Annotated in this window: 2 protein-coding genes and 1 pseudogene; 2 read left to right on the top strand and 1 reads right to left on the bottom strand. The window is 68.6% G+C overall.

What is annotated here, in order from left to right:
- Both CZ338_RS10870 and CZ338_RS05890 read left to right on the top strand, forming a co-directional pair.
- The coding region (locus CZ338_RS10870) for a hypothetical protein (protein WP_162287314.1) at positions 1-218 on the top strand (218 nt) is incomplete at its 5' end.
- A gap of 43 nt (positions 219-261) precedes the next feature.
- Positions 262-1,749, top strand: a complete 1,488-nt coding sequence (locus CZ338_RS05890; RefSeq protein ID WP_235839471.1) for a hypothetical protein — start codon at positions 262-264, stop codon at positions 1,747-1,749.
- 441 nt (positions 1,750-2,190) lie between these two features.
- Here the strand turns inward: CZ338_RS05890 and CZ338_RS11095 are convergent.
- Positions 2,191-2,330, bottom strand: a pseudogene (locus CZ338_RS11095) (glycosyltransferase family 1 protein); the annotation flags it as partial.

The raw sequence follows: 2,330 nt of genomic DNA, 5'->3' as shown, positions 1-2,330 counted from the left end.
CCCTCGAAGTCGAACACCGCACCGGCACCCTGCTTCGGGCCACACGTGAGACCCCCGACGGCGTGTATTCACTCGACAACGCCACGCAAGCCGCGCAGCTCGACGCCGCCCACGACCGCGTGCGGGTATTGAAGCTGCTGCAGTTCCTGGCGTGGCTGGGCAAATTCATCGCGTTCATCGCCGCCGCTGTGGGAGTGGTGATCTTTGCCCGGCGGTAGCTGGCTTCGCCGCACCGCACTCACCGCATGGGGAGTTTTCCTCGTGGGGGCCCTGACCTGGCCGTTCCTGCTCGCCTTCGCCTCCCCTACCGCTTCCCTCGCCCTCCGCGACATGGTGGTGCTCCCCCACCCCGCACTCACCCACGCCGCGCTGGGTTTCGGGGATTTGCCCGCGCGAAGTGCACCGCAGGACGGCGTTCTGGCTGTGGTGGGGCGCGTTATGCCCGCCACGTGGTTCGTGGCCGTGCTCATGGTCGCCTCCGCCAGTGCCGCCGCGTGGGTGGCCGCGCGCGTGGGCTCGCGGCCGTGGACCAAGGCCGCCGCGATGACCGTGGCGGTGTGGAACCCCTTCGTGGTGGAGCGCATGCTCCAGGGCCAGTGGTCACTCGCGCTGACCGCGTGGCTTCTGCCCGCCGTCGCGTTGTGCCGCGGCCCCGCGCAGCTTCTAGCTATCTGGGGCGCGTCGCTCACCCCGACGGGAGGATTGTTCGCCCTGCTCACAAGCTTAACTGCGCCACGCCGCCTCCCCCTCCTCTTCTCCCTCGCCTGCTGCTCGCCATGGTTGTTTCCTGCGCTGCTCAGCGGTGTGAGCGGCGGCGCTGCTACCGCCGCGTCGGCAGCTGCCTTCGCCCCGCGCGCGGAGACATTCGCGGGGACTCTCGGCTCCTTAGTCGGCCTGGGCGGGATCTGGAACGGTGCCGCCGTCCCCGCCTCGCGCTCCGCAGGTTTCGCTCTCGCCGGAATCGCCCTCTTCGCCGTCCTGTGCCTGGCGTCGCGTCACGTTCCACGCCGCCTTCTCATCCTGGCTGGCGTGGGCTTTGCCGTCCCGCTCGTTTCCTGGCTCCTGCCCGACCTGATGGCCTGGTTCGTGTCCACCATCCCCGGCGCGGGCCTACTCCGCGATGCCCAGAAATTCGTTGCGCTGGCGCTACCAGCTTTCGTTGTGGCCGCCGCCCGGCTCGACCGGGTGAACCTGCGCCTTCCCGCTGTCGTGATGCTCCTTGCGCTCATGCAAGTCCCCGACGCCCCGCGCGCCATCGCCGTGCTCACCCCGGTTGAAGTGGCCGTCCCCGCCGTCGACCACCACGGGCGCGACGTGCTTTTCGATGCCCGCCCCTACCTCCTCACCCGCCCCGACGGCATTCCCATGGTCGACCCGGCCACCAAAGCCATGAACGTGGTCGAGTCCGGCGAACTCGTCGTCGACGGTGTGACCGTGGATCCACCTTCCCCCCGCTGGCGTGCCGCGCAGGACATCTTCGGCACCGCCCCTGCTCCCGACCCCGCCATTTCTGCATCCGCTGACGACCTCGCCGTCCAGCTCTTCTACTCCGACCCCCAAGTGGCACTCATCGTCCGCCCCGACGGCACAGTCGAGGACACCGGCTACCCTGCCCGCCCCTTGCCACGATCCGGACTCGCGCTCCTCATACTGTGGATGCTCCTGCCTGTGCTCGCCTTTGCACCGGCCTTCTCCCGCCTCGTCTCCCAGCGACGTTCGTCCAGCGCCCGTCGCCCGCCCCAGGCCTGACGCGCACTCGATTCATGCCAAGGAGTTCATGCCGACCCTGCACCACCGTAGGTATGCCACCCCGCCGACCCGGCTCACCTATGCCCTGCATAGTCCCTGCGGTTATGCGGGCACTCCCCGCTCTCCAACTATGCGCTGCATAGTCCCTGCGGACTCTTGCCGACAAGGTCTGCGCACCTATGCCCTGCATAGTCCCTGCAGCTTTCCACACGGCACACCCGCGAACTATGCCCTGCATAGTCCCTGCGGTTTTCGACGCGGCCGAACCCCGAGCTATGCGCTGCATAGTCCCTGCGGACTCTTGCTGACAAGGTCTGCGCACTTATGCCCTGCATAGTCCCTGCGGTTTTCGACGCGGCCGAACCCCGAGTTATGCGCTGCATAGTCGCTGCGGTTTCCACGCGGCACACCCGCGAACTATGCCCTGCATAGTTCCTGCGGTTATTGCCCGGCACCGACAACGCGGCGGAGCAGCTCGCCGAATTTGCGGCCGGTCTCCTCCCACGAGTAGTGGGCAGCGCGCTGGCGGGCGGCGGCGCCGAGGGCGGCGCGGCGGGCCGGGTCGGGGACGAGGTCGCGGA

The organism is Corynebacterium urinipleomorphum (genome assembly GCF_900155535.1).
GTDB lineage: Bacteria > Actinomycetota > Actinomycetes > Mycobacteriales > Mycobacteriaceae > Corynebacterium > Corynebacterium urinipleomorphum.
Note: the sequence above shows the minus strand (reverse complement) of the source record. Positions and strands in the feature narration are given on the sequence as shown.